The organism is Knoellia subterranea KCTC 19937 (assembly GCF_000768685.1).
GTDB lineage: Bacteria > Actinomycetota > Actinomycetes > Actinomycetales > Dermatophilaceae > Knoellia > Knoellia subterranea.
Genome location: NZ_AVPK01000008.1, coordinates 81,164 through 106,644 on the forward strand (window position 1 = coordinate 81,164; position 25,481 = coordinate 106,644).

Annotated in this window: 28 protein-coding genes; 17 read left to right on the forward strand and 11 right to left on the reverse strand. The window is 69.0% G+C overall.

Going from position 1 to position 25,481, the window contains the following annotated elements:
* Window positions 1-168: 168 nt before the first annotated feature.
* Together rpsB and tsf are read left to right on the forward strand one after the other, a co-directional pair.
* Window positions 169-1,068, forward strand: coding sequence for a 30S ribosomal protein S2 (gene rpsB, locus N803_RS13510; protein WP_035906148.1), 900 nt, complete (start codon window positions 169-171; stop codon window positions 1,066-1,068).
* Window positions 1,069-1,128: 60 nt separating this feature from the next.
* Complete coding sequence (gene tsf / locus N803_RS13515) at window positions 1,129-1,959, forward strand: translation elongation factor Ts (RefSeq protein WP_035906151.1); 831 nt, start codon at window positions 1,129-1,131, stop codon at window positions 1,957-1,959.
* A 98-nt stretch (window positions 1,960-2,057) separates the two neighbouring features.
* Here the strand turns inward: tsf and N803_RS13520 are convergent, their stop codons facing one another.
* Window positions 2,058-2,675, reverse strand: coding sequence for an antibiotic biosynthesis monooxygenase (locus tag N803_RS13520; protein WP_035906154.1), 618 nt, complete (start codon window positions 2,673-2,675; stop codon window positions 2,058-2,060).
* 91 nt (window positions 2,676-2,766) lie between these two features.
* Here N803_RS13520 and pyrH point away from each other — a divergent pair, with 91 nt between their 5' ends.
* From pyrH to N803_RS13535, 3 genes are all read left to right on the forward strand, one after another.
* Window positions 2,767-3,519 carry a UMP kinase gene (gene pyrH, locus N803_RS13525; RefSeq protein WP_052112288.1) on the forward strand — a complete coding sequence of 251 codons (753 nt, stop codon included), beginning with the start codon at window positions 2,767-2,769 and terminating at the stop codon, window positions 3,517-3,519.
* Between the two features lie 135 nt (window positions 3,520-3,654).
* On the forward strand, window positions 3,655-4,212 hold the full coding sequence (gene frr / locus N803_RS13530; RefSeq protein ID WP_035906156.1) for a ribosome recycling factor: 558 nt from the start codon (window positions 3,655-3,657) through the stop codon (window positions 4,210-4,212).
* Window positions 4,213-4,237: 25 nt separating this feature from the next.
* Window positions 4,238-5,125, forward strand: a complete 888-nt coding sequence (locus tag N803_RS13535; RefSeq protein WP_035906157.1) for a phosphatidate cytidylyltransferase — start codon at window positions 4,238-4,240, stop codon at window positions 5,123-5,125.
* Here the strand turns inward: N803_RS13535 and N803_RS13540 are convergent, their stop codons facing one another.
* Entirely contained in the window at window positions 5,126-5,974 is an 849-nt protein-coding gene (locus N803_RS13540) for a DUF3626 domain-containing protein (RefSeq protein ID WP_035906158.1), read from the reverse strand. It abuts the gene before it with no gap.
* Between the two features lie 52 nt (window positions 5,975-6,026).
* Between N803_RS13540 and rlmN the strand changes: the two genes are divergently transcribed.
* Entirely contained in the window at window positions 6,027-7,256 is a 1,230-nt protein-coding gene (rlmN, locus tag N803_RS13545; protein WP_035906159.1) for a 23S rRNA (adenine(2503)-C(2))-methyltransferase RlmN, read from the forward strand.
* A 66-nt stretch (window positions 7,257-7,322) separates the two neighbouring features.
* On the opposite strand, the gene N803_RS13550 is transcribed toward rlmN, so the two are convergent.
* A complete protein-coding gene (locus N803_RS13550; protein ID WP_035906160.1) occupies window positions 7,323-7,769 on the reverse strand; it encodes a hypothetical protein in 447 nt (148 codons plus the stop codon).
* Window positions 7,770-7,866: 97 nt separating this feature from the next.
* Here N803_RS13550 and N803_RS13555 point away from each other — a divergent pair, with 97 nt between their 5' ends.
* Window positions 7,867-9,051: a monooxygenase gene (locus N803_RS13555; RefSeq protein WP_035906162.1), complete on the forward strand. Its 1,185-nt coding sequence runs from the start codon at window positions 7,867-7,869 to the stop codon at window positions 9,049-9,051.
* 2 nt (window positions 9,052-9,053) lie between these two features.
* Here N803_RS13555 and N803_RS13560 read toward each other — a convergent pair whose 3' ends face one another.
* Together N803_RS13560 and N803_RS13565 are read right to left on the reverse strand one after the other, a co-directional pair.
* A complete protein-coding gene (locus N803_RS13560; RefSeq protein WP_035906164.1) occupies window positions 9,054-9,542 on the reverse strand; it encodes a GNAT family N-acetyltransferase in 489 nt (162 codons plus the stop codon).
* Window positions 9,539-10,651: an LOG family protein gene (locus N803_RS13565; RefSeq protein WP_052112289.1), complete on the reverse strand. Its 1,113-nt coding sequence runs from the start codon at window positions 10,649-10,651 to the stop codon at window positions 9,539-9,541. The genes N803_RS13560 and N803_RS13565 overlap by 4 nt, the downstream gene beginning before the upstream one ends.
* Before the next feature lie 37 nt (window positions 10,652-10,688).
* On the opposite strand from N803_RS13565, the gene N803_RS13570 reads away from it, so the two are divergent.
* The 3 genes from N803_RS13570 (at window position 10,689) to N803_RS13580 (ending at window position 15,341) form a co-directional block, all read left to right on the forward strand.
* On the forward strand, window positions 10,689-12,431 hold the full coding sequence (locus N803_RS13570) for a phospholipase D-like domain-containing protein (protein ID WP_052112290.1): 1,743 nt from the start codon (window positions 10,689-10,691) through the stop codon (window positions 12,429-12,431).
* A gap of 9 nt (window positions 12,432-12,440) precedes the next feature.
* Entirely contained in the window at window positions 12,441-13,904 is a 1,464-nt protein-coding gene (locus N803_RS13575; protein WP_035906168.1) for an NAD-dependent succinate-semialdehyde dehydrogenase, read from the forward strand.
* A 141-nt stretch (window positions 13,905-14,045) separates the two neighbouring features.
* Window positions 14,046-15,341 (forward strand): carboxylate--amine ligase, encoded by a 1,296-nt coding sequence (locus N803_RS13580; protein WP_245617271.1) that lies wholly within the window; start codon window positions 14,046-14,048, stop codon window positions 15,339-15,341.
* Window position 15,342: 1 nt separating this feature from the next.
* Here the strand turns inward: N803_RS13580 and N803_RS13585 are convergent, their stop codons facing one another.
* On the reverse strand, window positions 15,343-16,743 hold the full coding sequence (locus N803_RS13585) for an FtsX-like permease family protein (RefSeq protein ID WP_035906170.1): 1,401 nt from the start codon (window positions 16,741-16,743) through the stop codon (window positions 15,343-15,345).
* Complete coding sequence (locus tag N803_RS13590) at window positions 16,740-17,513, reverse strand: ABC transporter ATP-binding protein (protein ID WP_035906317.1); 774 nt, start codon at window positions 17,511-17,513, stop codon at window positions 16,740-16,742. Before N803_RS13590 ends, N803_RS13585 begins: the two co-directional genes overlap by 4 nt.
* A 123-nt stretch (window positions 17,514-17,636) precedes the next feature.
* Between N803_RS13590 and N803_RS13595 the strand changes: the two genes are divergently transcribed.
* Window positions 17,637-18,062 carry a hypothetical protein gene (locus N803_RS13595; protein ID WP_052112291.1) on the forward strand — a complete coding sequence of 142 codons (426 nt, stop codon included), beginning with the start codon at window positions 17,637-17,639 and terminating at the stop codon, window positions 18,060-18,062.
* Here the strand turns inward: N803_RS13595 and N803_RS13600 are convergent.
* Complete coding sequence (locus tag N803_RS13600; protein WP_035906171.1) at window positions 18,059-18,706, reverse strand: response regulator; 648 nt, start codon at window positions 18,704-18,706, stop codon at window positions 18,059-18,061. The genes N803_RS13595 and N803_RS13600 overlap by 4 nt on opposite strands.
* Window positions 18,703-19,941, reverse strand: a complete 1,239-nt coding sequence (locus N803_RS13605; protein WP_035906173.1) for a sensor histidine kinase — start codon at window positions 19,939-19,941, stop codon at window positions 18,703-18,705. Before N803_RS13605 ends, N803_RS13600 begins: the two co-directional genes overlap by 4 nt.
* A 218-nt stretch (window positions 19,942-20,159) precedes the next feature.
* Between N803_RS13605 and N803_RS13610 the strand changes: the two genes are divergently transcribed.
* Entirely contained in the window at window positions 20,160-20,645 is a 486-nt protein-coding gene (locus tag N803_RS13610) for a guanyl-specific ribonuclease (RefSeq protein WP_425402414.1), read from the forward strand.
* Entirely contained in the window at window positions 20,645-20,989 is a 345-nt protein-coding gene (locus N803_RS13615) for a barstar family protein (protein WP_035906322.1), read from the forward strand. The genes N803_RS13610 and N803_RS13615 overlap by 1 nt, the downstream gene beginning before the upstream one ends.
* Here N803_RS13615 and N803_RS13620 read toward each other — a convergent pair.
* Together N803_RS13620 and vapB are read right to left on the reverse strand one after the other, a co-directional pair.
* On the reverse strand, window positions 20,979-21,395 hold the full coding sequence (locus N803_RS13620; RefSeq protein ID WP_035906175.1) for a PIN domain nuclease: 417 nt from the start codon (window positions 21,393-21,395) through the stop codon (window positions 20,979-20,981). The two genes, N803_RS13615 and N803_RS13620, sit on opposite strands and share 11 nt — an antisense overlap.
* On the reverse strand, window positions 21,386-21,607 hold the full coding sequence (gene vapB / locus N803_RS13625; protein WP_035906176.1) for a type II toxin-antitoxin system VapB family antitoxin: 222 nt from the start codon (window positions 21,605-21,607) through the stop codon (window positions 21,386-21,388). The genes N803_RS13620 and vapB overlap by 10 nt, the downstream gene beginning before the upstream one ends.
* A 108-nt stretch (window positions 21,608-21,715) precedes the next feature.
* On the opposite strand from vapB, the gene N803_RS13630 reads away from it, so the two are divergent.
* From N803_RS13630 to N803_RS13645, 4 genes are all read left to right on the forward strand, one after another.
* Window positions 21,716-22,309, forward strand: a complete 594-nt coding sequence (locus tag N803_RS13630; RefSeq protein ID WP_035906178.1) for a TIGR03086 family metal-binding protein — start codon at window positions 21,716-21,718, stop codon at window positions 22,307-22,309.
* 20 nt (window positions 22,310-22,329) lie between these two features.
* Window positions 22,330-22,827 (forward strand): acyl-CoA thioesterase, encoded by a 498-nt coding sequence (locus N803_RS13635; RefSeq protein WP_035906180.1) that lies wholly within the window; start codon window positions 22,330-22,332, stop codon window positions 22,825-22,827.
* The gene (dxr, locus tag N803_RS13640) at window positions 22,824-24,014 is read left to right on the forward strand and encodes a 1-deoxy-D-xylulose-5-phosphate reductoisomerase (protein WP_035906183.1); all 1,191 of its coding nucleotides are present in this window, start codon (window positions 22,824-22,826) and stop codon (window positions 24,012-24,014) included. The genes N803_RS13635 and dxr overlap by 4 nt, the downstream gene beginning before the upstream one ends.
* 82 nt (window positions 24,015-24,096) lie before the next feature.
* Window positions 24,097-25,461 carry a M50 family metallopeptidase gene (locus tag N803_RS13645; RefSeq protein ID WP_035906187.1) on the forward strand — a complete coding sequence of 455 codons (1,365 nt, stop codon included), beginning with the start codon at window positions 24,097-24,099 and terminating at the stop codon, window positions 25,459-25,461.
* The last annotated feature ends 20 nt before the right edge of the window (window positions 25,462-25,481 follow it).

Below are 25,481 nucleotides of genomic sequence, written 5' to 3' on the forward strand. Positions count from 1 at the left end.
CCAAATTCGCGCGACTCGCCACCACTGACTGGACCACCACGAAGCGGGGCGCACCACGACAGTCCGACTGCCACGAGGCAGACGGCGGGGTGCGTCGAGTCGCCAGGCAGGTACCCACAATCCGTGGGTCACCGACGCAACTGAAACAACGCACAAGGAGAACACGGCATGGCCGTCGTCACCATGCGCCAGCTCCTCGAGAGCGGCGTCCACTTCGGGCACCAGACCCGTCGTTGGAACCCGAAGATGAAGCGCTTCATCATGACCGAGCGCAACGGGATCTACATCATCGACCTGCAGCAGTCGGTGACCTACATCAACAACGCCTACGAGTTCGTTCGCGAGACGGTCGCCCACGGTGGCTCGATCCTCTTCGTCGGCACGAAGAAGCAGGCGCAGGAGCCCATCGCCGAGCAGGCGACGCGCGTCGGCATGCCCTACGTGAACCACCGCTGGCTCGGTGGCATGCTCACGAACTTCCAGACGATCTCCAAGCGTCTGACCCGCCTCATCGAGCTCGACGAGATCGACTTCGACGACGTCGCCGGCTCGGGCCGCACCAAGAAGGAGCTCCTGCTCCTCAAGCGTGAGCGCGACAAGCTCGACAAGACCCTCGGTGGCATCCGCGGCATGTCCAAGGTGCCGTCCGCCGTGTGGATCGTCGACACCAAGAAGGAGCACCTCGCGGTCGACGAGGCGCGCAAGCTCGGCCTCCCGGTCATCGCGATCCTCGACACGAACTGCGACCCCGACGAGGTCGACTACAAGATCCCCGGCAACGACGACGCGATCCGCTCCGTCACGCTGCTGACGCGCGTCATCGCCGACGCTGTCGCCGAGGGCCTCATCGCCCGCTCCGGTGGCAACGCCGCTGCTGACGCCGAGGGCGCCGGCGACGAGCCGCTCCCCGAGTGGGAGCGCGAGCTCCTCGGTGGCGACGCCGAGGCCGCTGTCGAGGCCCCTGCCGCTGAGGCCGCTCCGGCCGAGGCCGAGGCCGCTCCGGTTGCGGTCGAGGCTGACGCCGCTCCGGCGGAGGCTGCTGTCGAGGCTCCGGCCGAGCAGGCCTGACGCACTCCGCTCTCCCTTTCCTGTAGATCCGTCTTTCAAGAGAAAGAAGCGCACACACACATGGCGAACTACACCGCCGCTGACATCAAGGCGCTCCGTGAGGCCACGGGCGCAGGCATGCTCGACGTCAAGAAGGCTCTCGACGAGGCCGACGGCGACCAGGCCAAGGCCACCGAGATCCTGCGCGTCAAGGGCCTCAAGGGTGTGACCAAGCGTGAGGGTCGCACGACCTCCAACGGTCTGGTCATCGCCAAGGCCGAGGACGGCGTGGGCACGCTCGTCGAGGTCCTCTGCGAGACCGACTTCGTCGCCAAGGGTGAGAAGTTCATCGCCCTCGCCGACCAGGTCTTCACGCAGGCCGTGGCCGTCAACGCGTCCAACGCCGACGAGCTGCTCGACAGCACCCTCGCCGACGGCCAGACGGTCAAGGAGCTGCTCGACGCGTCCAACGCGACGATCGGCGAGAAGATCGAGGTCAAGCGCGTTGCTCGCGTCGAGGCCCCGGTCGTCGCTGCCTACGAGCACAAGACCAGCCCGGACCTGCCCGCCCAGATCGGTGTCCTCCTGGGCGCCGACGGTGGCGACCAGGTCGTTGCCCGCGACGTCGCGATGCACATCGCCGCGTTCAGCCCGACCGTCCTCACGCGTGACGAGGTCGACGCCGAGACGGTCGAGAACGAGCGTCGCGTCGCCGAGGCCACGGCCAAGGAGGAGGGCAAGCCCGAGGCTGCGCTCCCGAAGATCGTCGAGGGTCGCGTCAACGGCTTCTTCAAGGAGAACGTCCTGCTCGAGCAGCCGTTCGCGAAGGACGCCAAGAAGTCCGTCGCCAAGGTCCTCGAAGAGGCCGGCGCCACGGCGACGTCCTTCGCGCGTTTCCGCGTCGGTGGCTGACCTGCTGGTCTGACCCCCGCTGGCAACAGCATCCGGTATGCCGTCCGCTCACCAGAGCGGGCGGCATACCTGCGTTTGTGGCCGCTTGCGTACCGACGTCAGTCGGAGGGAGTTCGGGTGAGCCAGGGCTGGAAGAGCTTCGTCACGCGAGGCAGCAATAGGTAGGTCATCCACGGCGTCGCGATGAGCGTCGTGAGCAGCACCCGGAGGACCACCGGCCAATGGTTCGTCAACGGCCCGAGGAGATAGGCCAGAGCCAACGAGGTCGGGAAGAACGCCAGCCAGATGACTGTCGCCTGCTTCCAGCGCGGCGGGGCGGCAGGGGCAGCTGGAGCCTGGAGGTCGTCGACGGCGCGCTCATCGGGCTCGTCGAACCAGCCCTCGATGCCGGTGCGGTGCTCGACTCGCGTGTCCTCGACGAGGTTCGTGCCGGCCGCGAGCCAGCGATTGCGCTCGGTCGATTCCTGCCACCGGGCGAGGGACTCTCGGCTGTCGAAGCGATAGAGCATGTGCCAGTCGGTCGAGCTCGTGGAGGGACGCACCCAGCCCGAGCCGAGGAAGCCGGGGAAGTGCGTGGCCATCTGCGTTCCGGCGTCGGCCCACGCCCGCATGAGGAGCTCGTCCTCCGGTCGGACCCGGCGCGTGATCGCCACCGTGACCGGGCCCGAGGAGTCGCCGGGCGTCGCGGCAGTGGTCGATGCAGGGGTGTCGCTCACGGGTCACAGTGTGCCAACCCGAGGGCCGGACGCCCACTCGCAGTGTGGGAGGATTCGGGGCACCGCCAGCAGACACAGCCGAGGAGGCACGGTGACCACTGACGTCCAGACGCAGCTCGCTCCCACCACCACCGGAGAGCGCGCTCGACGGGTGCTTCTCAAGCTCAGCGGGGAGGTGTTCGGCGGCGGCAAGATCGGCGTCGACCCCGAGGTGGTGCGTGGCATCGCGGCCCAGATCGCGACCGCGATCCGCAGCGGGGCTCAGGTCGCCATCGTCGTCGGTGGAGGCAACTTCTTCCGCGGCGCCGAGCTCCAGCAGAAGGGCATGGAGCGCTCGCGCGCCGACTACATCGGCATGCTCGGCACGGTCATGAACTGCCTGGCACTGCAGGACTTCCTCGAGAAGGAAGGCATCGACACCCGCGTGCAGACCGCGATCACCATGGGTCAGGTGGCCGAGCCCTACATCCCGCGCCGGGCGATCCGCCACCTCGAGAAGGGTCGGGCCGTGATCTTCGGTGCCGGTGCCGGCATGCCCTACTTCTCCACCGACACCGTCAGCGCGCAGCGCGCCCTCGAGTGCCAGTGCGATGTCGTGCTCATGTCCAAGAGCGGCGTGGACGGCGTCTACGACTCCGACCCGCGCACCAACCCCGACGCTGCGAAGCTCGAGACCGTCACCTACGCGCAGGCGCTGCAGCAGGGCCTCAAGGTCGTCGATGCGGCGGCGTTCAGCCTCTGCATGGAGAACGGCCTGCCGATGCGCGTGTTCGGCATGGAGGGCGAGGGCAACATCACCCGGGCTATCCAGGGCGAGAACATCGGGACGCTCGTCACCGCGTGACCCGCGCCCGTCGGCGACGCGGACCCCATCGTCGTCGCGGAGGCCGTGTGGCACGCCGCAACGGGAATCTTTGACAGACTGGACCTCGCCGCACCACTGGGCGGCACGGCATACGAACGAAAGAGGCGTGACCACATGATCGACGAGACCTTGCTCGAGGCCGAGGAAAAGATGGAGAAGGCCGTCGAGGTCGCCAAGGACAACCTGGCCGGCATCCGCACGGGTCGAGCCCACCCCGGGATGTTCAACAAGGTCGTCGTCGACTATTACGGTGCGCCGACCCCGCTGCAGCAGCTCGCGTCGTTCCAGACCCCTGAGGCGCGCACGATCCTCATCACCCCCTTCGACAAGGGCGCGATGAACAACATCGAGAAGGCGCTGCGCGACGCGGACCTCGGCGTCAACCCGTCCAACGACGGCAACATCATCCGGTGTGTCCTGCCGCAGCTCACCGAGGAGCGCCGCAAGGAATACATCAAGATGGCGCGCAGCCAGGGTGAGGACGCCAAGGTCTCCATCCGCAACATCCGCCGCGCCGCCAAGGAGTCCCTCGAGAAGCTCGTCAAGGACGGCGAGGTCGGCGAGGACGAGGGCGCGCGCGCCGAGAAGGACCTCGAGACCACGACGAAGAAGTACGTCGACACGATCGACGAGGTGCTCAAGAGCAAGGAGTCCGAGCTGCTCGAGGTCTGACCTCGACCCGCAGGCTCGGGCTCACATGAGCGATCCATCCACGTCCGGAGGTGACGCGCCGACGCGCACCTCGCGTTCGGCGTCGAAGTCCCCGGCGAAGACGCCGACCAAGGCGGGGCGCAATCTCCCGGCGGCCATTGGCGTCGGCGTCGTTCTGGGCGCTCTCGTCGTGGCGTCGCTCGCCTTCGATCGACGGGTCTTCCTCGGCGTCGTCATCGTCGCCATGGCCATCGGGGCCTGGGAGATGCGTCGGGCCGTCCGGCAGGCGGGCTTCGACGTGCCGCTCGTGCCGGTGGTCATCGGCGCGGCCTCGATGGTGCTGTCGGCCTATTTCCGGGGACCGGAGGCGTTGCTCCTGACGTTCGGGCTCACGTGTGTCGGGATTCTCGTCTGGAGGGTCGCGGACGGGCTGGACGGTGCCATCCGCGACATTGCCGCGGCGCTGTTCGTCGCGATGTACCCATGCTTCCTCGGCGGTTTCGCCGCCCTGCTGCTCTCGGCCGACGACGGGCACCTGCGGATCGTCCTCTTCGTCCTCGTGACCGTCGCGTCCGACATCGGCGGCTATGCCTTCGGCGTCTTCCTCGGCAAGCACCCCATGGCTCCGTCGCTCTCACCGAAGAAGTCGTGGGAGGGCTTCGGCGGATCAGTGTTCTCGTGCGCCCTGGTCGGCGCCATCGCCATCGTCACCCTCCTCGACGGGACCTGGTGGAAGGGCGCCGTCATCGGCATGGTTGTCGCGGCCGCCGCGACCATCGGCGACCTCATCGAGTCGAGCATCAAGCGCGACCTCGGCGTCAAGGACATGGGCACGCTGCTGCCCGGCCACGGCGGCATCATGGACCGGCTCGACTCGCTCGTGGTCTGCATCCCTGTCGTGTGGGCGCTCCTGCTCTGGGCGCTGCCCGCCTGATCACCCGGTCGGTGACATCTCGGGACTGCCGAAGCGCGCGACGTAGTGCCAGACGCGCTTGAGCGACTGCTCGTCGTAGATGCCCGCGCGAGATGCGTCCCCGATGATCGCCGGGTCGAGGCTGCCGTCGCGTGCGAGCCGCTCCCCGAGCTCGACGAACTCCGGGCCGCGGTAGTCGGGGTGGTGGCGCATCTCCTCGACGGAGAGTCGGAATCCACCGTGCCACTCGAGAGGGCATCCCAGCGCCGTGGCCATCGCCTCGACGGGCGTGCCCCTGTAGCAGGGGTCAAGCACGAGCGCCTCGACATCGCGATCGAGCCGCACCGGCCCATGGACCTGTGCCTCGATGTAGTCGTCGAGCGGCTCCTGGTCGTCCACCTCGGCCATGGCGACGAGGGCGGACAGCCGGTGCATCACGCCGAAGTGCTGGGGGTCGAGCCAGCTGTCCGGATAACAGAACGTTGTGCGGGCCAGAGTCTCCACGGAGAGTCGAAAGTGTGCGGAGCCGAACCGGGGCGACCCTCCGACCCGCCGTTCTCGGAAGTTGAGAGAGCCGTACTTCGGCCGCGACTCGGCGCCCTCACGGTCGTACGCGCCACCGAAGATCCGGCTCTCCCAGATCCACCGGCTCCCGCCTTCATGCGCGGTCAATCCGCCGTTGCTCGTCCCCGTCTCGAACTGAGACCGGTACAAGCCGTCGTGCGCCATGGCCTCGAGGATGGGGACATCGCCGCGATTCCTCACGAACCGGTCCGGGTGGAAATGCACCGTGACGCGATGTGTCGGGTCGACGGGCTCTCCCGTCGCAAGGGCTGCGACGTGTGCGAGAGCGCGGTCTTGCGGTGACATGAGGGCAAGTATGGTCACGAGCGCCCCTATCAACAGTGGGAGACTGGTGCCGATGACTTCTCTTCCTGAGCCCACGGTCGGCCGCCCGCAGCCCGGCCAGCTGACGTTCACCGCGCCGCGCCGGGGCAAGCCGCCGCGTCACCTCGCCGACCTCACCCCTGCCGAGCGCAAGGCCGTCGTCGAGGAGATGGGGCACAAGGGCTTCCGTGCCAAGCAGCTGTCGACGCACTACTTCGAGCGGCTCGTCGAGTCGCCCGAGGAGATGACCGACCTGCCCAAGGCGGTGCGCGACCAGCTCGTGTCCGACCTCCTCCCGCCGCTCCTCACGCCGGTCCGGACGCTCGAGGCCGACCGTGGCGCGACGCTCAAGTCGGTGTGGCGCCTGCACGACGGTGCCCTCGTCGAGTCGGTGCTCATGCGCTATCCCAGGCGCGTGACGATCTGCATCTCGAGCCAGGCCGGTTGCGGCATGAACTGCCCGTTCTGCGCCACCGGGCAGGCGGGCCTGACCCGCAACATGTCCGCCGCCGAGATCGTCGAGCAGGTCGTCGACGCCAACCGCAAGCTGCGTCACGGCGCCCTGCCGGCCATCGGTGCCACGCACCCGGCCGAGGCCGGACTCGGTGACGAGGCCGACGAGGACTACAGCGGCGACGGCGACACCACGACCGGGGCCGGCCCCCAGCGCGTCTCCAACGTCGTCTTCATGGGCATGGGCGAGGCTCTGGCCAATTACAAGGCGGCGCTCGGCGCGATTCGCCGTCTCACCGACCTGGCACCCGACGGTCTGGGCATGAGCGCCCGCGGCATCACGATGTCGACGGTGGGCCTCGTCCCCGGCATCGACAAGCTCGCCGCCGAGGGCATCCCGGTGACGCTCGCGCTCAGCCTGCACGCCCCGGACGACGAGCTGCGCGACGAGCTCGTCCCGATCAACACCCGCTGGAAGGTCGACGAGGCGCTCGACGCGGCTTACCGCTACTACGAGGCGACCGGTCGCCGCGTGAGCATCGAGTACGCCCTGATCAAGGACATCAACGATCACGCCTGGCGCGCCGACCTCCTCGGCAAGAAGCTCGTCGAGCGCGGCAAGGGCTGGGTCCACGTCAACCCCATCCCGCTCAACCCGACGCCCGGTTCGAAGTGGACGGCGTCGCGCCGCGGCGTCGAGCAGCAGTTCGTCGAGCGGCTGCGCGCCCACGGCATCCCGACCACGGTGCGCGACACCCGTGGCTCCGACATCGACGGGGCCTGCGGGCAGCTGGCGGCCGCGACTGCCTGACGCGGTCACCGAAGGGGACCGGCCGGCATACGCCGAAAGATTCTGTATGCCGCCCGCTCGCCCTCGTCAGGCGGGGTTGCCTCGTTGATCGCGGAAGCGAATCGGGGTGGGCAGGTCCTCGCGGTTCAGGCTCCACACCTCGACCTGGACGGGAGCCACGGCACAGTCCACGCCCTCGTCGCGTTCGATGACGAACGTGAGCACCTCGTCGTCGAGCTCCAGATGCGACGTCTCGGTGCACTTGCCGTACGAGCCCAGGACGATGACGTAGCGACCGAGGTCAATGCGCTGGATGGTGGACAGTTCCGCCCGGGGGATGGATGGCGGCAGGTGGTCGAGGAGCTCGTCGCGCTTCTGCGACGTGTCGATGAGGTGGGTCCGCAGCGATGGCGGCGTCGGGCCCACGGGCGAGAGCTCTGGGTGGTCGTTCTCGCTCCACCGGACGACCAACTCGCTCGCAGGCTCGGTGGGTCCGAAAACTCCGCAGCCAGCGAGGGCCACGGCGGTGGTCATGGCGGCGAGGAGCGCTCTCGGTCTCATGATCGTGTGACGTTGGTGGGCGGTCCTCGGTTCCGCGAGCGGCCGCGGACCGCACGACTATCCTGACGTCATGCGCCTGCGTTCAGCTGCGGTCGGCATCGTCGCCGCCCTCACCCTCTCCGCCTGTGGTGGTGCCCTGCCCGACAACCTGCGCGGCGACGACTCGCACAGCTCGACCCACGGTGCGTCCGCCTCGGTCGCGCCGGCCAAGGTCAAGCCGGAGCCGCCGGACGTCGCCCTGCGCGCCGGTGAGAGCTTCCAGGAGCTGTCGATGGCGGCGAAGTACACGCCGAAGGCGCCCTACGGCACCGGCACCGACGACTACCGCTGCTTCCTCGTCGACCCGAAATTCGCCCAGGACATGATCGTCAGCGGCGTCAAGGTCATGCCGGACAACCCGGCTGCGGTGCACCACGTCATCCTCTACAAGGTCGACGCAGCCAACGTCGCGGCGGCCCACGCCAAGGACGAGGCCGACCCCGGCGACGGATGGACCTGCTTCGGCGGGACCGGCATCAACGCGGGCCCGGGAGCGCAGCTCAACAACGCCGAGTGGGTGGGCGCCTGGGCTCCGGGTGGCGGTGAGCGCGTCATGTCCGAGGACATCGGCATCCCGCTGGCCAAGGGCACGCAGCTCGTCATGCAGATGCACTACAACCTCCTGGCTGGCGGCGGCGCCGACCAGAGCAAGGCGCGTCTGCGACTCACACCGGCGAGCGCGGGCCAGAAGACTCCCCTCGAGACGATGCTGCTCCCGGCCCCCGTCGAACTGCCCTGCCGCAAGGGCACACCGGGCGAGCTGTGTGCCCGCACCCCCGCTGTGGCCGACATTCGCAAGCGCTTCGGCGAGCAGGTCGCGACGGCCGACCTGCTCCACCTGCTCTGCGGCGAGATCAAGCCCGGACCGACCCAGTCGTGCACCCGCCCGATCAACGAGACGTCGACGATCCGCGCCGTGTCCGGCCACATGCACCTGCTCGGCAAGTCGATCACGGTCGACGTCAACAAGGGGACACCGCAGGCCAAGCGCGTCCTCGACCTCCCGGTGTGGAACTTCGACGACCAGGGAGCCATCCCGCTCAAGAAGCCCGTGACCGTGAAGAAGGGCGACAAGATCACTGTCACCTGCACGCACGACCAGGCGATGCGCGATGTGCTTCCGGCCTATGAAGGCACGAAGGAGCGCTACGTCGCGTGGGGCGAGGGCACGACCGACGAGATGTGCCTCGGCATCGTCCTCATGACCAGAGGCTGACCTCAGAGCAGGAACTCGAGATCGACCTCGTCACGCAACGGGATGCCGTCGAGGCCGGTCTCGGGGATCTGCGGTTTGAGCCTGCGCGCCTCGGCCACTGCGCCCACGCGCAGCGCGCTCAACCGGAACCCGGCCTGTTGGTAGAACCACAGCGCTCGGGTGTTGTCGTTCGTCGTCGTGACGCGGACCCGCGTCGCGCCGACGTCCCGGGCGCTGTCGATGAGTGCCCGGAGCAGTGCCGACCCGACACCTCCGCGGTCGAACGCGTTGATCGTCACGAGGTCGACCGTGTCGTCGCCCACGTGGTAGGTCAACAGACCGACGAGCTCGGTGCCCCGTTCGGCGATCCAGCCGGGGAGTCGGCTCGCGTCGACCCGGCCGAGCGTGCCCAGGGCGACGTGGATGTCGTGCCACTCCCGCGTGAGGATCTCCGCAACGACGTTGTGGTCGGCGTCGGTCACCGGTCGCAGGGTCAACTCCGTGTCGGTCATGTCGTCCTCCCACGAGCGAGGACGACCTCCGCGGCTTCCTCGACAGTGTCGACGAGGTGCACGGCCTGACCCATCCCGCGGTCCCGACCGAGTGCCTCGATGGCGTGCCACACCGGCACCTCGCGCGACCAGTGGTCGGTGCCGACGAGGACAAGGGGCGGCAACGGATGCTCCGCCTCGGCGTAGTACAGCGGCGTGATCGACTGGAAGATCTCCTGCACGGTCCCCGCCGCCCCGTGCAGCACGATGAGCCCTGCGGTCGAGCGCGCAAGCAGCCCGTCCTCGCGGATGGCGTTGCTGAAGTACTTCGCGATGCCGTTGCAGAACACGTTGGGCGGCTCATGACCGTAGAACCACGTCGGGATACCGATGGAGCGAACTCCGTTGTCCCGCAATGGTTCTGACACCAGGTCGTCATGGACGGCCAGGGCCGACGTGGCCCAGTCCGCGATCGAGGGACGGAAGGACGGTATGCCGGCCAGTCGCTTCACAGCGTCCGTGACCTGATCCTCGGTGCGGCACAGCGCGCCCAGGTTCGCGGCCTCCATCGCGCCCGGGCCACCGCCGGTTGCGACGACGAGTCCTGCGGAGGCGAGCCGATGTCCGAGACGGGCGGCGCCGGCATACGCCTCGCTGTCGCGCGTCAGCGCGTGTCCGCCCATGACCCCGACGACCGGTGCATTGCCGACGAACTCGGTCAGGGCGTCACTGACGGAGTCGTCGTGGATGGCACGCAACAGCGTGACGAAGACGTCGTGGTGCAGGTCGGCCTCTCGCGACCACGCGTAGGCGCGCGCATCGGGAGTCTGGTCGTATCCGTAGGGGGCGAGACCGGCATACAGCTCGTGGGGTTGGTAGAGGGACGCGCGATAGGGGTTGACCGGGGCGTGCGGGTCCGTCGGGAAGACGAGGGCACCGTGGAGGCGCAGGTGCTCGTCAAGCTCGGGGGAGAGGCGGCCGCCGAGGACGACGAGGCCCTCGAGGTCGGTGCGGGCGAGGAGCCGCTCCTCGTGCCGGGTCAGGTCGAGGTCCTGAAGCCGCAGGCCGCTCAGCGGTGCGCCACTGCCCAGAGCCTCACCGAGGTCGCGCAGGTTCTCGATCTCGTTCATGGTTCCCATCCTGCCCCGCTGGCCCTAGCGTTGAAGCATGCGCGCGCATGCCGTGTCGGGTGGGCTGACCGTCCACGCGATCGGGGGTACCAACACGGTGCTTCTCGGCTGGGACCTCGAGGACCCCGCGGGGTGTCTGGGGTTCGCCGTGCGTCGCACCGATCTCGGACCGTCGCCCTCGCGACGGCGCACCGGTGAGACGGTGTGGTTGCGTGGCATGAAGACGTTCGGGACGGTCGTCGCGGACCCGCCGCCGGGGAGTGACTGGTCGACGCGCGACCATCCCATCCAGGGGTTCCAGTGGGGCGACTACACGGCGCGCCCCGGGCACACCTACCGGTATGCCGTTGTCGCCCTGGGCGGGGAGCCCGCGGCTCTCGTGGAGCTCGCCGAGACCAGCGTCAGGGTGCGTACGGAGGTCGAGGACGACGGCGTGCACGGGGTGTGGTTCAACCGGGGCGTCGCCGGGTCGCAGGCGTTCGCCAAGCGGTTCTGCGGGTGGATGCCGGCGCGTGCGATCGCCGACGCCGAGGAGTCTCCGGCGATGGTGTGGCTGTCACGAGGACTGGGGGAGGCGTTCGTCGCGTTCTGCGAGCAGGCGAGCGGGACCGGGTTCGGTCTGCGCGGCGCCTTCTACGAATTCACTTGGGAGACAGGGCTGTTGGCGCTGGCGGCGGCCCGGGATCGTGGCGCCGACGTCGAGCTCGTCGTCCATGGGCGCGACCGCGACGGCGCAAGATCGGACGACACCACCTCGACGCAGGCGAAGGCTGCGGCCGCGAAGTACGGCCTCGACACGGGTGACACCATCCGGTGGCGCGACGCCGCGAACTCGTCCGCATTGCACCACCACAAGTTCCTTGTGCTGCTCGAGGGCGACACCCCGGTCGCGGTGTGGACTGGTTCGACGAACCTCACCCGCGGTGCCGTCTTCGGTCACTCCAACGTGGGCCACGTCGTGCGCGACCCCGCCGTGGCCCGCCAGTTCCTCGACGAGTGGGAACGCCTTCGGGACAACGAGACCACGGCCGAGCTGCGCCTTGCCCACGAGGCGTCCAACACCGTCGTCGAGGTGACCCCACCGCAACGGGGGTCGACCGTGGTCCTCGCGCCACGTCATACGAAATCGACTGTCCTGCACTGGTTTGCCGACGTCTTCGACCACGGCGCGACCAGCGCGCACATCACCGGTGCGTTCGGCCTCAACGAGCTGTTCCGCGACACCCTGCGCGTGGCGAAGCCGACCACCGTTCGCACCGTGCTGCTCGACAAGTGGCCGCCGCGCGAGCAGGCCGTCCCTCGCACCGACCCCAACGTGCGCATCTCCACGGGTGCGCACATCACCGGTGGCGGGCTGGCGCAGTGGGCCGAGGAATCGCTGACGGGCTTCAACACGCACGTGAAGTACGTGCACACCAAGATCATCCTCGTCGACCCGATGGGCGCCGACCCCGTTGTGCTCACGGGCTCGGCGAACTACAGCGCGGCGTCGACGGTGAGCAACGAGGAGAACACGCTCGTGCTGCGCGGCGGCGGTCGAGGCCCGGCCTCGTCACGCGCCGCGATCCGTCGCGTGGCGGACATCTACCTCACCGAATACCACCGCCTCTTCATGCACTTCGTCTTCCGGGCCTGGTTGGAGCGACGCGAGATGGTCACGGGCGCGCGGCAGGAGCCGGGTCACCTCGTCGAGTCGGACGCGTGGACCGGGCCCTACTACCGCGCTGGGTCCTGGCAGGAGCTGCAGCGGCGGGTGTTCTCCGGGCAGGCGGCTGACTAGGGTCGAAGCATGGCCGCAGTGACTCAGAAGTCCGTGCTCTCATCCGTCCCCACCCAGCTCCTCATCGGGGGTGAGTGGCGCGGTTCAGCGAACGGGGCGACCTTCCCCGTCGAGGATCCCGCGACAGGGTCCGTGCTCGTCGAGGTGGCCAACGGAACGATCTCCGACGGGGGCGCGGCACTGGATGCAGCCGTTGCGGCACAGGCGGATTGGGCCGCGACGGCTCCACGAGAGCGCGGCGAGATCCTGCGGCGCGCGTTCGAGGTCCTCACTGCTCGGGCCGACGAGTTCGCGATGCTCATGACGCTCGAGATGGGCAAACCGCTCGCCGAGGCGCGCGGCGAAGTCGCCTACGGGGCCGAGTTCTTCCGGTGGTTCAGTGAGGAGGCCGTGCGGATTCACGGCCGGTATGCCGTCAATCCCGCCGGGGGATCGCGTCTCCTCACGATGCAGAAGCCCGTGGGTCCCACGTTCATGATCACGCCGTGGAACTTCCCGCTCGCGATGGGGACGCGCAAGATCGGGCCGGCGATCGCGGCCGGCTGCACGATGGTCGTCAAGCCGGCGCACGAGACGCCCCTGTCGATGCTGGCGCTCGCGGCACTGCTGGAGGAAGCCGGCCTGCCGGCGGGAGTCCTCAACGTCGTCACCACCGCCGACACTGCGGCCGTCTCCGAGCCGATCATCCGCGACCCGCGGCTGCGCAAGCTGACCTTCACCGGGTCGACGGCCGTCGGTCGGCTTCTCGTCGAGCAGTCGGCGGAGCAGCTGCTGCGAGTGTCGATGGAGCTCGGCGGCAACGCACCGTTCCTCGTGTTCGAGGACGCCGACCTCGACGCGGCCGTCGACGGCGCGATGCTCGCGAAGATGCGCAACATCGGTGAGGCCTGCACGTCGGCCAACCGGTTCCTCGTGCACCAGTCGGTGGCGGGCGAGTTCGCCAAGGCCCTGGCTGCTCGGATGGGCGGGCTCATGGTGGGGAAGGGGACCAAGAAGGGTGTCGAGGTCGGGCCGCTCATCACGGCCAAGGCACGCGAGGGCGTCGACGAACTCGTGCAGGACGCCGTGTCGCGAGGGGCTCGGGTGCTCACCGGTGGTGAGAAGGTCGCCGGGCGTGGACACTTCTACGCGCCGACAGTCCTGGCCGACGTGCCCTCCGACGCGCGGGTGCTGGCCGAGGAGATCTTCGGTCCGGTCGCACCCATCACGACCTTCACCGACGAAGCCGAGGCGATCCGGCTCGCCAACTCCACCGAGTACGGCCTCGTCGCCTACGCCTACACGCGCGACCACGCCCGGGTGCTGCGGGTGAGCGAGGCTCTCGAGTTCGGGATGGTCGGCATCAACACCGGCATCGTCTCCAACGCGGCTGCCCCCTTCGGTGGGGTCAAGCACTCGGGGTTCGGGCGCGAAGGCGGCTTCGAGGGCATCCACGAGTACCTCGAGACCACCTACGTCTCCCTCAACCCCTGACACCTGGCTCCATCGTTCGACCCGCCAGAAATGGCGGGCGATCGACGCAACGTTTTCCCCCGGCTCCCGCGTCTTGTTCCACACAGGGACAGTCGAGCTCGAGGGGGAGTCATGGTTGGCACGGGGAACGGTGCACGGGGCGTGAGTCGCTCGGGGAACGGCGCGGTGGGGACGGAGCGCTTCACACCGCTCATCGTGGGAGGTGACATCGGCGCGTACTCGCTCGCCCGGTCATTCCACGACGGCCACGGGATGCGATCCGTGGTCGTCTCCCGCCTCGCGGGGTGGCATGTCGCCGACTCGGCGATCATCGACCACGTACTGTGTGAGGACCCCGGCGACCCGGAGGTCCTGGTCGACACCTTGCGCAGCATTGCGGCGCAACGCCCGGGTGAGCGCTTCCTGCTGCTCGGGTCGGCCGATGCCGCGGTCACGTCGATCGTGCGGATTCGCGACGAGCTCAAGGGTCTTGACAGTCGGTGGGTGGCGCCCTACGTCGGGATGGAGCAGCTCCGGGCCGGGACCGAGAAGCAGAACTTCGCCCGACTGTGCGAGGACCTGGACGTCGGCCACCCACGAACGGTGACGATCGATCTCGGCTCCTCCGGGGACCTCGACGTCGACCTGCCGTTCGGCTTCCCCATCGTCGTCAAGCCGGCTGTCGGCTCGAGATGGAAGGAGGCTCCCTTCCCCGGCCAGAAGAAGGTCCATGTCGTCGGTTCCCGGGACGAGGCCATCGCCCTCGTGAACCGGGCGCGAGCCTCTGGCTATGACCACCACCTCGTCCTCCAGGAGTTCATCCCCGGTGACGACCAAGGCATGCGGATCCTCACCTGCTACTGCGATTCCGACTCCCGAATCCGGTTCGCGTCGTGGGGCCGCACTCTTCTCGAGGAGCACACGCCCGGAGCGCTGGGAAACCCAGCGGCGATCCTCACCGGGGTGAACCCGGAGGCCGTCGAGCAGGCGCAACGGATCTGTTCCCGGTTGGGGTGGACGGGCTACGCGAACTTCGACCTCAAGGTCGACCCCCGTGACGGGCGCACGCTGTTCCTCGAGCTGAACCCCCGTCTCGGCCGGTCCAACGGCTACATCGAGGCGGCGGGCCGCAACCCGGTGTCCTGGTACGTCCGGGACCACTTCGATGGGGGACTCGGCGATGAGCCGGGCGCCGTCGTGCAGGCACAACGCGAGGCGCTCTACACGGTCGTGCCGCTGTCTCTCGTCAAGCACTACACCACGCTCCCGGACGCACGTGCGGCCCTCGACCGCGTGCTCGCCACAGGGGCTGTGCTCAACCCGCTGATCAATCCGCGAGTTGAGCACAGCCCCAGGCGCTGGGCCCACATCGCCGCCGCCATGGCGAACTACGTGCTCAAGTTCCGACGCCACTACCAGCCCGCCCCGGCAGGCACCCAGTCACGGGTGTGGGCGTGAGTCAGGCGTCGATGCGCAGAGCCTCGACGGGGGACACGGCGACGGCTCGACGCGCCGGGCGTTGGGACGACACGAGGACGAGCACGACGCCCGCGACAGCGATGCCGACAAGGGCACCGACCGGCATACCCCAGACGAGACCTGCGGTCTCGGCACCGACGAGCGACTGCGCACCCGCCGTCCCGTAGACGATGCCGAGCACCGCCCCGAAGACCACCGCGGAGGCGGACAGAGCGACGGACTCCTTCGTGATCATCGAACGCACCTGGCGTCGAGTGAACCCGAGCGAGCGGAGCAGCCCGATCTCGCGATGGCGCTGGATGACGGTGAGCGACATGGTGCTGACGAAGCCGACGGCCGCAATGATCGCCGAGATGACGATGATGCAGATGAGGATGATCGTCGTGACCTCGTAGACCTGGTCGGCCTGGGCGCGCTGGGCCGGGTCGAGCTCCCACGAGGTGATCGACTCGCGCAGTGCCGACATGCCCGACGCGAAGGTCGTGACGAGGGCAACGCCGATGACCAGCCCCATCGTCGATCGCGTCGTCCGCAGCGGGTCGAGCAGGGCGTTGCGCCGGGCGACGACGCTCGACGGGTCGCGGCCGAGCACCGAACTCAGGGTGGCGACGACCCGCGGGATGACGAACCGTGCACCGATGAGGAACCCGGTCCCCGACCCGGCAGCACCGACGAACGCGAGGAGGAACCCTGCGCCGGGGTTGGACTCACCGACCACGGCCCCGAGGAGCAGGACGGCGAGGCCGCCGACGATTCCGATTCCTGCGAGGAGCGCCCGGATGACCGAGGTGCGGTGCGGTGCGGGGGTGTAGGCGGCCGTGCCGGCGAGCGCCGCCGCCGGCGACACACGCAGGATCCCGCGCGACCCGAACCAGCCGGCGATCATCGCCGACAACGTGATCGCGACGAACGCCACGACGAGCTGCACGTCTCCGAGCGCGTATTCGGCCTCCGGCAGGGTGTCTCGCGCGACGAGCACCATCCGGACGAGGTGCGTGAGGAGGGTGCCCAGGACGATGCCGGCCACGGCACCCATCCCACCGACAGCGGCCGTGCTGCGCATGACCGACGTCCGCAGCTCCCGACCGCGGGATCCGAGGAGTCGGAGCAGCGCGATGTGCCGCAGTCGCCCCGAGATGACCGTGTCGACGGCGCCGACGATGACGACCGTCCCGACATACAGCGCGATGAGGATGAAGACTCCAGCGACGATGCCGAGGAGGAGTCCGACTGACCCGCCCGACGCCTCGCTCATCGTCGTGAGGATCGACGAGGTCATGATGAGGACGGCGGCGTACGCGCCGCACAGTCCCGCGACGAGCCCCACGGTGCCGAGTTCACGCAGGCTGCCGAGGGTGAGGTTGCGGTTCGGGCCAGTCATGCCGCACCGACCTCGAAGCCGATGAGGAGGTCGGAGATCTCCTGCGGTGTGAGCGGTCCGTGATCGCCGACGAGGTGACCGTCGGCGATGACGAGGATCCGGTCGGCGTACGACGCGGCGACGGGGTCGTGGCTGACCATCGCGATCGTCTGACCGTATTCGCGCGCCGCCGTGCGCAGGAGGGTGAGCACCTCGCGCGACGACCGGGAGTCGAGGTTGCCCGTCGGCTCGTCGGCGAAGATGATCGCCGGTCGCGAGGCCAGGGCGCGGGCGATGGCGACGCGCTGCTGCTGGCCGCCGGAGAGTTCGCTCGGCCGGTGGCTGATCCGCTCCGCGAGGCCGAGCGTCCCCACGAGATGCTCGATCCACCGCCCCTCCTCGGCACTGACCCGGCGACCCGCCAGCTCGAACGGGAGCAGGATGTTCTCGTGGGCCGACAGCGTCGGGACGAGGTTGAACGCCTGGAAGATGAAGCCAACTTCGCTGCGCCGCAGCAGGGTTCGCGCGTCGTCGCCCAGGTGGGTCACGGGCTGTCCGGCGAGCATCACTTCACCGCTCGTGACGTCATCCAGGCCGGCCGCGACGTTCATGAAGGTCGACTTGCCCGAGCCTGACGGGCCCATGATCGCCGTGAACCCACCGCGGTGGATGTCGACGTCGATCTCGTCGAGGGCGGCCACCCTGCCGGTGCCCTCGCCATAGATCTTCGACACGCGCCGCATCGACACGACGGGCTGAGTTGGGCTGTGCTGGAACGTTGTTGAGGTCATGGTGCCGAGTCTTCCGAGCGCAGCCGCTCGCCACATCGGGCTCACGAGCGATCCTGCATCCATCCAGAGATGTATGCCGTGTGGTCACCTCGCCGTCCGGCTCCGGTCCGTAGGGTGGTCGCCATGACCGACGCACCGCAGCCCCGATCCATCGACCAGCTCGCCGAGGTCGTGCGGACGTCGGGGGCCGACGTCCAGGCGCAGAGTGCCCTGTGGAGTGCCGTGTTCGCGCTGGAGAAGTGGTGGTTCATCGCGCAGGGCACGATGCCCGACGTCGCACCCGTCGTCGCGTCCGTCGATGGCGTGCCCTCGCTCCTGGCCTTCACGGAGGGTCCTCGCGCGCGGGAGTGCGCGCTGTCCATGGGGTTCACCGAGGAGGAGGCGGGGCAGGTGCTTGCGATCCCGCCCCAGAGTGTCCTCGAGACGATCGATCACCTGGCGGCACAAGGCGTTCAGCGTCTCGTCATCGACCAGGGCGTGACCGGCTTCTTCGCTCCGCTCACGCAACTGCGCGCCATCCACGACTTCATCGGTGGTGGCGGCGCCTAGAGCAGGCCGTGCTCGTAGGCGTAGACGACGAGCTGCACCCGGTCGCGCAGTGCGAGCTTGGTGAGGATTCGTGAGACGTGGGTCTTCACCGTGGCCTCGGAGAGGAACTCGACCTCGGCGATCTCGGCGTTCGACAGACCCTGTGCCGCACGCAGCAGGATCTCGCGCTCGCGGGGGGTGAGGCGGTCGTACTCCGCACCCGGCGCCGCCGTCGCCCGCTCCCGGAACCGCTCGAACACGGCGCGCGTCGCACCCGCGGCGACGACCTGTGTGCCCTCGGCGACGGTGCGGATGGCAGCGAGCAGCAGCTCGGGTCGCGTCTCCTTGAGGACGAACCCGGATGCACCGGCTTCGATGGCGTCGGCGGCGAGCTCGTCGAGGTCGAAGGTCGTGAGCACAAGGACGCGGGGAGCGTTGTCCCCGAACCGATCCAGGATCCGACGCGTCGCCTCGACCCCGTCGACGCGGGGCATGCGCACGTCCATGAGCACGACGTCGGGCCGGGTGGACTCGACGAGCGCCACGGCCTCGTCGCCGTCGCCGGCTTCACCCACCACCTCGAGGTCGTCCTGGCTGCCGACGACCATGGCGATGCCGGCGCGGAAGAGTGCCTGGTCGTCGACGAGGGCGATGCGGGTGGTCATGCGGTGCCTTCGGTCGTGGTGCCGTCTGTCGCAGTGTCGCCCGTCGCCCCTGGAATCGCTTCGTATGCCGGCACGTGCGCCCTGACGACCCAGAGGTCTCCTTCGCGTCCGGCCGAGAACGTCCCGCCCGCCACCGTGGTCCGCTCCGCCATCCCGACCAGGCCGTGCCCAGAAGGCACGGCGCGACCACTGCGATCCCGGTCGGGCAGGTCGACTCCCGAGACGTGGTTGGTCACGGTGAGACGGTAGCCGTCGGTCCAGTCGATCTCGGCGCGCACGGGCTGGTCGAGGTCACCATGCTTGAGGGCATTGGTCAGCGATTCCCCGAGGAGTCGGTGGGCGGTGAGGGCCAGCAGCGGGGAGTCGTCTCGCTCACCCCGCTCGACGAGCTCCAGGTCCATGCCGGAGGCGCGCATGCGCCCCACGAGCTCGGCCTGCTGTTCGTAACCAGGTGTGCTCGGCTGCAGCGCGGGATCACGCAGCTGCGCGACGATCGTCCGGAGGTCGGCGATGGCCGTGCGTGCCGTCTCGCCGATGACCGAGAGTGCCTGCTCGGCACCAGCAGGGTTGTCCCGCAGCGCATATCGCGCGCCATCACTCTGCGCGGCGACCACGGCCCACGAGTGCGCCACGACGTCGTGCATGTCGGCGGCGATGCGACGTCGTTCCTGCTCGACGTCGTAGAGATCGCTGATCCGTCGCCGCTCCACCGCTTCGATCTGCGCGTCGATGCGGGCCTGCACAGTCTGCCGGCTCTGCCACCTCAGCAACCCGGCCAGCCAGCCGCCCCCGACGACGAGTGCACACATCGACCCGAGCCCCACGGCGGTCGCCCACCCACCGCTCCGGCTGAACTCCCCGGCTCCTCGGGTCGCGCCATAGGCCGCGGCACCCGCGACCGCCAGACCGGCGGCAGCCAACCCGAACCGGCGCACGCGCGCATCCCGGTGGGACCCGAGGGTGAAGAAGAAGGCGGCGTACGCGACGTTCGCGAGGTAGGCGATGTCTGGTCCGACGACCTGCAGGACCGCCGCCCCGAGGGCGATCACGGACGTCAGCTGCCACGAGACGCGACGCACGGCCAGGCCCACCGCGAGGACGAGCGCCGCCACCCCCGGCACGGTGCCCTGGCCGATGTGGATGGCGAACATGAACAGACCGAAGAGCGCAGCACCGACGACGTCGACCGCGACCTGCCGCCGGCTCGGCCGTCGGTCACCCCACACGTCGGTCATGCCACCAAGGCTAGGTGCCCGCGAACCGCGCGGCATCCGCCCCGGGAACGACCGGCGTACATCGTTCGGCGTAGGCCTCCCACCTTCTGCGCCGGTCGTCCGACCGGCGCAGAAACTGGTGACCGGCGTCCGCATGCCAGCGCCGTTCACCACGACGAGCGCCGGTGGCGCGACCGGCGCAGAAGGCTCTGAGCAACCCTTTGGGCATGATGGGGACCGTGACCTCCCTTCCAAGCGGACGCGGCTCGACCCTGACGTGGCTCGCGCCCCTGCTCGTCATCGCCCTCGTGGTCGGCCTGTGGTGGGTCGCCACCCGCGACACCAGCACCACGGACTCCAGCTCGCAGGGCACCCGGGCGACGGCGACCACGGAACCGGGCGGGACGGCATACCCCTCTGACGCGAACACGCCCGACTCGGGACTGGACACGATCGCGGAGTCCCGACTGCCCAAGGAGGCGAAGGCGACGCTCGCGCTGATCCGCGCGGGCGGGCCGTACCCGTACGACCAGGACGACAAGACGTTCCAGAACCGCGAAGGGATCCTGCCGCAGCAGAAGCGCGGCTACTACCGCGAATACACCGTCGAGACACCCGGATCCGACGATCGTGGCGCCCGTCGGATCGTTGGTGGGCGCGATGGTGACAGGTACTGGACCGACGACCACTACGACAGCTTCCGGCAGATCCAGGAGGGCCAGTGATGCGCGTTCTCGGCGACAAGGTCGATCTCGACGGGCTCATCGCCGACGCCGTCGAGGAGGGCCGCCAGGTGCAGGTCGTGCGGGGCGGTGCGACGAAGCAGGCCACGCTCGAGGCGTTCTCGGACGCCCTGAATTTCCCCGAGTGGTTCGGCATGAATCTCGACGCCCTTGCGGACTGTCTCGACACGCTCGCCCGGGACAGCGAGGGGGAGTGGGAGATCGTCTGGGACGACGCCGCCGCCCTGCGGGAGGCCGACCCGCGGGCCGCCGCTGGCATCGAATCCGTGCTCGCCGACCTCGACGAGGACCACCCGGCCGTGCACATCACGATCATCAACCGCTGACGCGAAGGCGCTCCATCGGCTGGGCCGTCAGTCCGGCGACGATGTCGAAGTCCTTGTCGACGTGCAGCACCGTCAGTCCGGCAAGTTCGGCGGTGGCTGCAATAAGCAGGTCAGGGATCGAGGGGGCTCGGTGGTGGCCCCTGCCGGCCAGGAGCATCTGGACCTCCAGGGCTCGGTCCTCGATGGCGGGAGTCAGGTACTCAACCGGCATCATCGCGAGCGGTGGTGAGGCGAACGCGGACCGTGCGTCCGGGGCCGTTCGCGCCGAGTAACCCACCTCCAGCCGCGTGACGCTGGCCAGGCGGACGAGTCCGCGCTCAATGCGCTCGGCCCAGACCTCGGCGTCAGAGCTCTGGCCCAGACGGACCAGGGCAGACTTGTCGATGAGCCAGGCCGTCACTGCCACGCGTCGCCCATCACCTCGTCGTCCAGAAGGTCGGCGAACCGGTCCCCGAAGGCGATCAGGTCCTGTGCCGAAATGCGGAGGTTCGCCGTGGCTGCATCGGCCGCGAGTCGCCGGCGAATGTATTCGGCTCTGGAGAGGCCGAGGCGCGATGCGTGCGCGTCGACGCCGCTCAGCACAGCGTCGGGGATGTCCCGGATGAGCACGTCAGCCACGGTGCAGCTCCTTCGATGTGGGTGGGTGTGGATATCTCAGGATATCATCACTGCTGACGGCGGGCGGTTGTCGGGCAGCTGTCGGGGGGTTGTGGGACGGTGAAGGGCATGACGAACCCACCCGACCTGCGCCCCGCCGCCGACCGGCTCAGCGACATCGTCCGTCGCGTCGACGATCGCCACCTCGACCGGCCCACGCCCTGCGAGGGCCGCACCGTGTCGCAGCTCCTCGCGCACCTCGACGGTCTGACCCGGGCCTTCCGCGCCAGCGCAGACAAGGAGCTCGGCCCGCTCACCGACAGCAACCCCGACGCCGCGGGCTGGCCCGAAGCGGGCTCGACGTGGCGCGAAGACATCCCGACCCAGAACGGCAGGCTCGCCGACGCCTGGCAGCGGCCCGAGGCGTGGATCGGCATGACCCGCGCCGGAGGGTTCGACGCTCCGGCCGAGGTCATGGGCCTCGTTGCTCTCGGCGAGATCACCTTCCACGGCTGGGATCTCGCCCGGGCGACCGGCCAGGAGTTCGAGCCGGACGAGGCGACGACGCAGGCTCTCGCCGCCTATGTCGAGGGTTTCGACCCTGCCGGGACACCCGGCACGTTCGGCCCGGCGGTCAACCCCATGACGGCTCGCACCGACTTCGACCGGGTCATCGCCCGGACCGGTCGCGACCCGCGTTGGCGGGCTCCCGACCGCGCCTGACGCGCTGGCAGGATGGGGCCGTGACGACACCGAGCGAGACCCGCGTCAACCTGTCCGAAATCATGCGCGCGACCGAGGCGAACCTCCTCGGCACCGTGCACGGTGGCAACATCATGAAGGCGGTCGACAGCTGCGCCGGAGTCGTGGCCAACCGCTACGCCGGAGGACCTGCCGTCACGGCGGCCCTGGACGAGATGTCCTTCCTCACGCCCGTACGCGTCGGCGACATCCTCCACACGAGCGCGCAGCTCAACTGGGCCGGACGGTCCTCCATGGAGGTCGGCGTGCGCGTCGAGGTCGACCGCTGGGACACCCACACGGATCGGGTGCACGTCGCGAGTGCCTACCTCGTCTTCGTCGCCGTCGACGAGCACGGCAAGTCCAAGGCCGTGCCGCCGCTCGACCTCGAGACCCCCGAGGAGAAGCGCCGCTTCCGTGAGGCCGAGATCCGCCGCGAGCACCGGCTCGCCAGCCGTGCCGCCATCGAGGCCCTGCGCGCCGAGGGTGACGACGCGTGAGCGCACGTTCGGTCTCGCTCCTCGGGTCGACGGGTTCGATCGGTACGCAGGCCCTCGACGTCATCGGCCGCAACCGGGACCTCTTCACCGTCACCGCGATCAGCGCTGGCAGCAACGTCGACCTCATCGCCCGCCAGGCCGTCGAGTTCGAGGTGCCTCTGGTCGCCGTCGCGTCCGGCTCGCCTGACGACGTGCGCACCGCGATCGGTGCGTATGCCGGTGAGCTGGGGCGGACGGCATACGCACCAGAAATCGTGGTCGGGGAGGAGGCCGCCGAGACGGCGGCCGCGGTCGGGGCCGACGTCGTCCTCAACGGCATCACGGGATCGATCGGTCTGCGGCCCACTCTGGCGGCGCTTGCCGCAGGGTCCACCCTCGCGCTGGCCAACAAGGAGTCGCTCATCATCGGCGGCGACCTCGTGCGCGCGGCCGCGCACCCCGACCAGATCGTGCCGGTGGACTCCGAGCACTCGGCGATCGCGCAGTCGCTGCGGGGCGGACGGTCCGAGGAGGTGCGGCGACTCGTCGTCACGGCGAGCGGCGGCCCGTTCCGTGGACGATCGCGCGCGGAGCTGGCCGACGTCACGCCCGAGCAGGCGCTCGCGCACCCGAACTTCTCGATGGGGCGGGTCATCACGACGAACTCGGCGACCCTCGTCAACAAGGGCCTCGAGGTCATCGAGGCGCACCTGCTCTTCGACATCCCGTTCGACCGGATCGACGTCGTCGTGCACCCGCAGCAGCTGATCCACTCCATGGTCGAGTTCCGCGACGGGTCGACGATCGCGCAACTCGGGCCGCCGAGGATGCTCGTGCCCATCGCGCTCGGGCTGTCCTGGCCGGAGCGGCTCGACGACATCGACGAGCCGTGTGATTGGTCGATGGCGCAGTCGTGGGACTTCGCTCCGCTCGACGACGAGGCCTTCCCGGCCGTGCAGTTGGCCCGGCGGGTGGGGGAGGCCGGGGGCACGTTCCCCGCCGTCTACAACGCCGCCAACGAGGTCGCAGTCGACGCGTTCCATGACGGACGCATCGGGTTCGTCGACATCGTCGACTCCGTCGAGCGGGTCGTCGATGCGCACGCCGAAGCGCATACTGGGAGTGATTTCGACGCGTCGACCGTTGAGGGAGTGCTCAGCGCCGACGCATGGGCCCGGGGGCAGGCCGCCACCGTGCTCGGGCTCTGACGCCAGGCAGCGTCGCACCCATCACCCGCTCGCTCCGCCCGACCACCGCCGCAAGGCACTGATGTTCTGAGGTTCGCAACAGATGACCGTTCTCGCATACATCGTGGGCGTGCTCGTCCTCGCCTTCGGCGTCGCCGCGTCCATCGCGCTGCACGAGATCGGCCACTTGGTGCCGGCGAAGAAGTTCGGCGTGCGCGTCACCCAATACATGGTGGGTTTCGGGCCGACGGTGTTGTCGCGTCGACGCGGTGAGACGGAGTACGGCATCAAGGCCATCCCGCTCGGCGGCTACATCCGGATGATCGGCATGTTCCCGCCCCGGGCCGGCGAGGACCCGTCGATGGTGCGCGTGTCTTCGACCGGGCGCTTCAGCCAGCTCGCGGACGAGGCCCGCAAGGCTTCCCTCGAGGAACTGCGCCCCGGCGACGAGAACCGCGTCTTCTATCGACTGCCGGTGCTGCGCAAGATCATCATCATGCTCGGCGGCCCGTTCATGAACTTCGTCATCGGAACGGTCCTGCTGACGATTCTCGTCACGGCGCACGGCCTCCAGAGCGTCCAGGAGGGCGCCCGGGTTGCGAGCGTGGCTCAGTGCGTCAAGACGGTCGAGGAGGTGCGGAGCGACCCCAGTTGTACCGGCGCCGCCGACACCCCGGCCAATGCCGCCGGAATCCTGCCCGAGGACGAGATCCGCAGCATTGACGGACAGGCCGTGAAGTCCTCGGCCGACGTGGGGCGGTTGATCCGGCCCCGGGTCGACAAGCCGACCGAAATCGTCCTCCTGCGTGACGGCGTCGAGAAGACCGTCACGGTCACGCCGATCCTCAACACGCTCCCGGCCTATGACGACCAGGGGCAGCCGATCCTCGATGCCAACGGCGAGCAGAAGATCATCGAGACCGGCTACCTCGGTGTGTCATCCGGTGCGGTGCTCGGCTACGAGACGCAGCCGTTGACAGCTGTGCCCGGAATCGTCGGCGAGAGCCTGTGGCGCACGGCCGGTGCCGTCCTCAAGATCCCGCAGAAGATGGTCGGCGTCTGGAACGCCGCGTTCAGCGGTCACGAACGCGATGCCGAGAGCCCGATGTCGGTCGTGGGTGTCGGCCGCGTCGCCGGTGACGTGTCCGCGGGCAAGCTCGACGGACTCGTCGGGGAGTCGTGGAGTGACAAGGCCTGGTTCCTCGTCATGCTCATCGCCTCGCTGAACTTCATGCTGTTCGTCTTCAACCTCATCCCGCTGCTGCCTCTCGATGGTGGACACGTCGCGGGCGCGGTCTGGGAGGGCGTGAAGAAGGGTTGGGCGAAGCTGCGCGGCAACCCCGACCCGGGTCACGTCGACGTCGCCAAGGCACTACCCGTTGCGTATGCCGTGTCGCTGGGTCTGTTGGTCATGTCGGCTCTGCTGATCTATGCGGATGTGGTGAACCCGATCAACCTCGGCGGCTGACGAAGAAGTGGAGGAGGGTT

Coding starts and splice junctions, on each gene's coding strand:
- N803_RS13535 (WP_035906157.1), top strand. CDS start 4,238: ATGAGCGATCCATCCACGTCCGGAGGTGACGCGCCGACGCGCACCTCG.
- N803_RS13585 (WP_035906170.1), bottom strand. CDS start 16,743: ATGACTGGCCCGAACCGCAACCTCACCCTCGGCAGCCTGCGTGAACTC.
- N803_RS13575 (WP_035906168.1), top strand. CDS start 12,441: ATGGCCGCAGTGACTCAGAAGTCCGTGCTCTCATCCGTCCCCACCCAG.
- N803_RS13550 (WP_035906160.1), bottom strand. CDS start 7,769: ATGACCACCGCCGTGGCCCTCGCTGGCTGCGGAGTTTTCGGACCCACC.
- N803_RS13645 (WP_035906187.1), top strand. CDS start 24,097: ATGACCGTTCTCGCATACATCGTGGGCGTGCTCGTCCTCGCCTTCGGC.
- N803_RS13540 (WP_035906158.1), bottom strand. CDS start 5,974: ATGTCACCGCAAGACCGCGCTCTCGCACACGTCGCAGCCCTTGCGACG.
- N803_RS13615 (WP_035906322.1), top strand. CDS start 20,645: ATGCGCGTTCTCGGCGACAAGGTCGATCTCGACGGGCTCATCGCCGAC.
- frr (WP_035906156.1), top strand. CDS start 3,655: ATGATCGACGAGACCTTGCTCGAGGCCGAGGAAAAGATGGAGAAGGCC.
- rpsB (WP_035906148.1), top strand. CDS start 169: ATGGCCGTCGTCACCATGCGCCAGCTCCTCGAGAGCGGCGTCCACTTC.
- N803_RS13565 (WP_052112289.1), bottom strand. CDS start 10,651: ATGAACGAGATCGAGAACCTGCGCGACCTCGGTGAGGCTCTGGGCAGT.
- N803_RS13600 (WP_035906171.1), bottom strand. CDS start 18,706: ATGACCACCCGCATCGCCCTCGTCGACGACCAGGCACTCTTCCGCGCC.
- N803_RS13595 (WP_052112291.1), top strand. CDS start 17,637: ATGACCGACGCACCGCAGCCCCGATCCATCGACCAGCTCGCCGAGGTC.
- N803_RS13590 (WP_035906317.1), bottom strand. CDS start 17,513: ATGACCTCAACAACGTTCCAGCACAGCCCAACTCAGCCCGTCGTGTCG.
- N803_RS13560 (WP_035906164.1), bottom strand. CDS start 9,542: ATGACCGACACGGAGTTGACCCTGCGACCGGTGACCGACGCCGACCAC.
- N803_RS13630 (WP_035906178.1), top strand. CDS start 21,716: ATGACGAACCCACCCGACCTGCGCCCCGCCGCCGACCGGCTCAGCGAC.
- N803_RS13570 (WP_052112290.1), top strand. CDS start 10,689: ATGCGCGCGCATGCCGTGTCGGGTGGGCTGACCGTCCACGCGATCGGG.
- tsf (WP_035906151.1), top strand. CDS start 1,129: ATGGCGAACTACACCGCCGCTGACATCAAGGCGCTCCGTGAGGCCACG.
- N803_RS13605 (WP_035906173.1), bottom strand. CDS start 19,941: ATGACCGACGTGTGGGGTGACCGACGGCCGAGCCGGCGGCAGGTCGCG.
- rlmN (WP_035906159.1), top strand. CDS start 6,027: ATGACTTCTCTTCCTGAGCCCACGGTCGGCCGCCCGCAGCCCGGCCAG.
- N803_RS13555 (WP_035906162.1), top strand. CDS start 7,867: ATGCGCCTGCGTTCAGCTGCGGTCGGCATCGTCGCCGCCCTCACCCTC.